Source organism: Photobacterium proteolyticum, from assembly GCF_001939735.1.
In the GTDB taxonomy this organism is placed as follows: Bacteria; Pseudomonadota; Gammaproteobacteria; order Enterobacterales; family Vibrionaceae; genus Photobacterium; species Photobacterium proteolyticum.
Genome location: NZ_MJIL01000061.1, coordinates 1 through 6,250, shown reverse-complemented (window position 1 = coordinate 6,250; position 6,250 = coordinate 1). Strand labels below are relative to the sequence as shown.

General features: G+C 44.7%; 6 protein-coding genes. 3 read left to right on the top strand and 3 right to left on the bottom strand.

Annotated features, from left to right (window positions below):
- Positions 1-500: 500 nt before the first annotated feature.
- The 3 genes from malE to malG all read left to right on the top strand — a co-directional run bounded on the left by malE (position 501) and on the right by malG (position 4,227).
- Complete coding sequence (malE, locus tag BIT28_RS10310; protein ID WP_075763477.1) at positions 501-1,682, top strand: maltose/maltodextrin ABC transporter substrate-binding protein MalE; 1,182 nt, start codon at positions 501-503, stop codon at positions 1,680-1,682.
- Between the two features lie 89 nt (positions 1,683-1,771).
- Positions 1,772-3,325, top strand: a complete 1,554-nt coding sequence (gene malF / locus BIT28_RS10305; RefSeq protein WP_075763476.1) for a maltose ABC transporter permease MalF — start codon at positions 1,772-1,774, stop codon at positions 3,323-3,325.
- Between the two features lie 11 nt (positions 3,326-3,336).
- On the top strand, positions 3,337-4,227 hold the full coding sequence (malG, locus tag BIT28_RS10300) for a maltose ABC transporter permease MalG (RefSeq protein ID WP_075763475.1): 891 nt from the start codon (positions 3,337-3,339) through the stop codon (positions 4,225-4,227).
- A 79-nt stretch (positions 4,228-4,306) separates the two neighbouring features.
- On the opposite strand, the gene BIT28_RS10295 is transcribed toward malG, so the two are convergent.
- The 3 genes from BIT28_RS10295 to BIT28_RS10285 all read right to left on the bottom strand — a co-directional run.
- On the bottom strand, positions 4,307-4,663 hold the full coding sequence (locus BIT28_RS10295; protein ID WP_075763478.1) for a hypothetical protein: 357 nt from the start codon (positions 4,661-4,663) through the stop codon (positions 4,307-4,309).
- A gap of 82 nt (positions 4,664-4,745) precedes the next feature.
- Entirely contained in the window at positions 4,746-5,579 is an 834-nt protein-coding gene (locus tag BIT28_RS10290) for a MalM family protein (RefSeq protein WP_075763474.1), read from the bottom strand.
- Between the two features lie 137 nt (positions 5,580-5,716).
- On the bottom strand, positions 5,717-6,250 hold a 534-nt coding region (locus tag BIT28_RS10285), incomplete at its 5' end, for a carbohydrate porin (RefSeq protein WP_175577514.1).

The following is a 6,250-nucleotide window of genomic DNA, read 5'->3' as shown; positions in this document are numbered from 1 at the left end:
AGACTGGTTAGAAATGGACCAGCCAGTCAATATTCCGGGAACCGTCGATGAGTATCCAAACTGGCGCCGTAAGCTTTCAACAACGTTGGATGATATCTTTACTCGCCAGAATATTATTGACTTAACTCGACGTTTAACCGAAACACGAGAGAAAGCTTCACAATAATCTAGTCAGGCGTAATGCGTTGGACACATCGAAGTGACCAACAGTAATGACGAATATATGCAGCTCGAAGGAGCTGCATTTTCTTTTCTAGCCCCTCCTCCCCAATATCAGCCTCAAGAAACTGCACTTCGCATATAATAAAAGTTCGCAGTCTTGCTTATCTACCCTGTTGTGTGTGTTGTTATAATTACTAGACACTAAAAGGTAACCTCATTTTTGTTGAGGGGCTCAGGATGAAGCCGACTGCTCAATTCTGATGGACGATACAGACTGAAATTGTGCTGGAGAGATTGTTCTGCAGTACGAGATATAACAATCATGAAGGATGTAAAAAATGAATAAAGTCCTTGGTATTGTAGTTATTTGTACCCTTGCCGCCCTTGGCTCAATATACGCACATGCCGCAATAGAAGAAGGCCAGCTTACTATTTGGATCAATGGTGACAAAGGCTATAACGGCCTGGCTGAAGTCGGTAAGAAGTTTGAAGAAGATACCGGTGTTAAAGTAACCGTGGCTTTTCCTGATGGCCTGGCAGAAAAGTTCCCGCAGGTGGCTGCAGCGGGTGATGGTCCGGATATTGTTTTCTGGGCACACGACCGCTTTGGTGGTTATGCGAAATCGGGCCTGTTGGTAGAAATTAAGCCATCTAAAGAAGTAAAAAACAAGATCATTGATTTTACTTGGGACGCGGTACAATACGACGGTAAGTACATTGGTTACCCGGTTGCCGTTGAAGCACTTTCTCTGATTTATAATAAGGATCTTGTTCCTAACCCACCTAAAAACTGGGAAGACATCGAAGCACTAGACAAGAAGCTTCAGAAAGACGGCAAGAAAGCTATCATGTGGAATTTGAAAGAGCCCTATTTCACATGGCCAATACTATCTGCTGACGGCGGCTACGCGTTCAAATTCACGGCTAACGGATATGATGTGAAGGACGTTGGTGTTAATAATGCCGGTGCCAAACGGGGGATGAATTTCATCAAGTCGTTGGTAGACAAGAAAGTCATCTCGCCAGATATGGACTACAGCATCTCTGAGGCTGAGTTTATTAAAGGTAATGTCGCGATGACTATCAATGGTCCATGGTCTTGGGACAACGTTGAGAAGTCTGGCATTAACTATGGTGTTGCCGTTCTTCCTAAGTTAAACGGCAGTCCATCGAAGCCGTTTGTCGGCATTTTGACTGCGGGCATCAGCTCTGCGTCACCAAACCAGGATCTGGCGGTAGAGTTTATTGAAAACTATCTGCTGACAGACGAAGGCCTTGGCAAGGTTAATGATGACAAGCCACTAGGCGCGGTAGCGCTGAAATCATTCCAGAAGACGTTAGACAAGGATGCACGAATTGCAGCCACTATGGATAATGCAATGAACGGCGAAATCATGCCTAACGTTCCACAGATGGCTGCATTCTGGTATGCCCAAGGTAATGCAATCAAGAACGTTGTAGACGGTCGTCAGGGTGTTGATGATGCGTTGAACGAAGCTGCTGGTCACATGCTGAAGTAAATGCCTAGTGGGGAGAGGAAGTTCTCCCCATTGTTTGTCCTTTTTTGCTAGCAGGGTGCTGAGATGTAGTCAGTTCAAGGTGACGGGCTTTGATATCACAACAGAAAAGTTCTAACTTCAATTATCGCAAGTGGATGAAATGGTCGCTGTTAAGCATGATCGGTGTAGTTAACGGTTATGCTACTGTATTGATGTGTGCAAAGGGCGAAATTCCTTTTGCACTTCTGACCGTTGTTTTAACTGCACTTGCTCTGTATATTTTCGGAAGCAACAGAACATACGCCCACCGTTATATCTTCCCGGGCGTTGCCGGGATGCTTGTCTTTATTATTTTCCCTTTGGTTTATACCGTTGGGCTTGCTTTTACTAACTATAGTGCGTCGAACCAGCTATCGCTGGACAGGACCCAGGCCGTTCTGGAGCAGAGAAGCTTCCAGTCAGGTGAAAGTTATCGCTTTGAGCTCTACAAAGTTGAAAGTGGCCATCGGCTGGTGATTCAGGTTGATGACGATTTATTGGCTTCTGATGTGTTTGATATTTCAAGCCCTCCATCTGATAAGTTGTTACTGAGCAAAGTTGAAAGTGTCCCGGGCGAAAAAGAGAAGATTAAAGCAATTGTCCAGAACCGCTCCAATTTGGCAAAAGTTGAATTAGTGATGCCGAACGGCCTTGAAATCAGGATGAGCGGTCTGCGCAAATTCGCAGCAAAAATGCCTTTATTTACTGTTCAGGATGATGGCCTAAGTATGCTGAATAATCAGACTCAGCAGCTTTATAAGCCAAATATGGAAACTGGTTTTTATCAATCAGTCGATAGTGAAGGTCATTTTGTTGGTGAGCCAATTTCCCCTGGATTCGTTGTTGGTGTTGGTGGCGCGAACTTCGAGCGCGTTATGACCGATGATGGTATCAAAGAACCTTTCTTTGGGATCTTCGTGTGGACGGTTGTATTTGCCTTCCTGTCTGTTGCCCTGACGTTAGCTATGGGGATGATCTTGGCTTGTATCGTTCAGTGGGAGCCGCTAAAGGGCAGTAGCATTTACCGAGTGCTGCTGATTCTGCCATATGCAGTACCATCATTTATCTCAATTTTGATTTTTAAAGGCCTGTTTAACCAAAGCTTTGGTGAAATTAACATGCTGCTTGATGCGCTTTTCAGCGTGAAACTACCCTGGTTCTCAGAGCCTACGATGGCTCGGATAATGGTTGTTCTGGTCAATACCTGGCTTGGCTTTCCTTACATGATGATCCTGTGTATGGGACTGCTGAAGTCAATTCCTGAAGATTTGTACGAAGCCTCAGCGATTGATGGCGCAGGCCCCATTCAAAATTTCTTCAAGATCACATTGCCTATGCTGATCAAACCGTTAACGCCATTACTGATTGCAAGTTTTGCATTCAATTTCAACAATTTTGTCATGATTCAGCTGCTGACGGCAGGAGGACCAAACATGGTAGGAACGTCCGAGCCTGCGGGCTATACAGATTTGCTTGTTAGTTATACCTACCGTATTGCCTTTGAAGGCGGTGGCGGTCAGGACTTTGGTTTGGCCGGTGCAATTGCAACCATTATTTTCCTGATGGTTGGCGGTATGGCACTACTAAATTTGAAGTTTACCAAGACGGCCTTAGAGCAGGATTGAGGAGAAACGTCATGCCAATGGTACAACCGAAATCATTAAAATACCGAGTATGGGTGACCCACATTGGTTTGTGCCTGTTTCTGGCGGTGACGATTTTCCCGTTGTTGATGATCGTAGCAATTTCATTTCGTGAAGGTAACTTTGCAGGCGGTGAGTTGATCCCAAGTGATCCAACGTTAGATCATTGGCGTCTCGCATTGGGCTTTTCTGTCGAAAACCGGGATGGTAGCGTGACACCTCCGCCATTCCCAGTAATGCTATGGCTGTGGAACACGGTTAAAGTAGCTGGTATTACTTCAATCATTATCGTTGCGCTTTCAACGACCAGTGCTTACGCTTTTGCTCGTATGCGCTTTAAGGGGAAGAGTACTATTTTAAAAGGGATGATGATTTTTCAGATGTTCCCGGCAGTACTTGCTCTGGTCGCTCTTTACGCATTATTTGATCGCTTGGGACAGTACATTCCGTTCCTGGGTTTGAATACCCATGGTGGCCTTATATTCTCTTATCTAGGTGGCATTGCACTACACGTGTGGACTATCAAGGGATACTTCGAGACTATTGACAGGTCTTTGGAAGAGGCGGCTGCACTTGACGGGGCAACACCATGGCAGGCATTCCGTTTTGTACTGCTACCATTATCAGTACCAATTCTGGCAGTAGTATTCATTCTGTCGTTCATTGGTGTGGTGACAGAGGTACCTGTAGCCTCATTACTGCTGACTGACGTAAACAACTATACGCTGGCTGTGGGTATGCAGCAGTATCTGTATCCTCAGAATTACCTATGGGGTGACTTTGCCGCAGCAGCAGTATTGTCAGCAATTCCAATCACTACGGTATTCCTGTTGGCACAGAAATTCTTAGTCGGTGGTTTGACTGCTGGTGGTGTGAAAGGTTAAGCCCCCCAAAAACTGAAATGCATTATCTAACTCAGCTAATGGAATATTGAGCATTAGCTGAGCTGTTCAATAAATGCATTCAGTGGCGGTAATTTACATAGCCTGGCTCGTAAATACCGTTTTGGTTGTAGTGCCCCTTTTCAGTAAGCAGTTCTAACTCGGTCTTATTATGCCCATTTTGGCTTTTTGGTGAAGGGTAATTAACATAATTCGGCTCATAATGGCCAGATGAATTTATAAATCCAATCTTATCTAAGTGGTTGGAATCCTCATTTGGTGTTGAGCTGCGTTCTCTAGCATGCTGGTAATTTACGTAGCCTGGTTCATAAAGTCCCTTTGAATCGTATCGACCAATGTCTCTTAAATCAGCAAAGGCTGGAAGACTAATAAGCAAGCTGCTACCTAGCAACGGGAGTAATATAAGTTTAATCTTCATAGTCATCGGTATCCTTTGGGGGAGGTTACTAATAAGAAGACCCGCCTCTAGCGAAGATCTTTCAACTATTTTTGGCAAGCTATTACTCTGCACTTTTATGCTCATTTTGAATTTGAACAGCATTGATAAACGTCGCTCTCGCATTCGGGATACCAAGCTTTTCTGCTTCATTCAGTAACGTAATAGCATGATCCATATCACCTTGCTCTACGCTATATTGTATGGAATTCAGATAGTAGGTATGTTTGGTATCGCTTGCTGGCACATAACCTAGAGTAGGGCGAATTGGGAGTTGATTCGCTGACGATACAGTTAAACTGAGTTGACCATACTTGCTATGCGTTGCTGTAAGATCAGGGATACTCGGTGGCTGATTGCCTTTTCCGATCGCGAGTGCTTTGGCTGGATGAATAATGGTTGTGCTACCTTTTAGATCTTCGATCGTGGTGTAGATCAAGACATTAACTTGTCGTGTTCCGACCTGCGGAGCAATGGTAAATTGCGTCTGGACTTGATCGCCATCTAATAGCCTTGCCGGTATATATTTGAATTCATTTGATTTGATGTGGTAAAGCTCTTCTCCCTTGGAGTTGGTGATCAATATATTCGGTATATAAAGAGTTAATTCGTTATCGACATGGCTTGTTAGAACCATGTCGATAGGAGTATTGTCGACTGGAATAATGAAACTGGCTACCGGACCTGTACTGTTAGCGTCCAGCAGTACCTGACTTTTTTCGTCAAATTCAAAATTGATATCTATCGGGAGGCTCAGTTCCTGCCAGCTTAATTCTGCCGGAGCAGCGACGTTACTACTGGCAGGATTCTTTGCCTGAGTGCTGACTTCAGCTGTTGATACACAGCCTGCAGCAAAAACGACCGATAGGCATACTGTTCTGATTTTTGACTTTATCATTCCCTGATCTCTATTTGGTTTACCACCATGCTTCTACCTGGACACCCNTGTGAGCAGTTTTATGCGTTAGCAGCCTAGTTGCATCCAGAATCAGTACATTTGTCTTTCAGCAAAACTTTGCGACAGAACCATTTGGTTTACCACCATGCTTCTACCTGGACACCTAGGTTGTATTCCGTGTCGTTTCCGGTTCCAAAAGCATCATCATTTTCATAATCACTCAGGTAACTGGCATATATTCGAAGCTCAGGACGGGCCCAGAAGCTGCTGCCGGCAGCCCAAGCTTGGGCTAAGGTTAGCTTACTACCAGAGCTATCAACGTTATCATTTTCTTCAGTAAACCAGCCTGCCTCAAATATGGTTCGCATGTTATCATCCCACTTGTACATTGGGCGGGCAACTATATTAAAAATAGAGTGATCGTCCTTACTGTCAAAACTTGAGTTGGCATATACGAGCTGATATCCGATTTCCCAATTCGCTGCTGGAGCCATGACCCCCCAATTAATGATTCGATAGCCTTCGACACCATCGTTAGAGGTTGCATCGGGGTTGTTACCAGCCCCCAGTCCGGCCATTTGTTCTCCGTAACTTTCAGTCGCATATTGGAATATCGTTTTGTTTAAGCCCCCGATAACATCAGCCATGGTTATTTCAGCGGTCAGCATCAG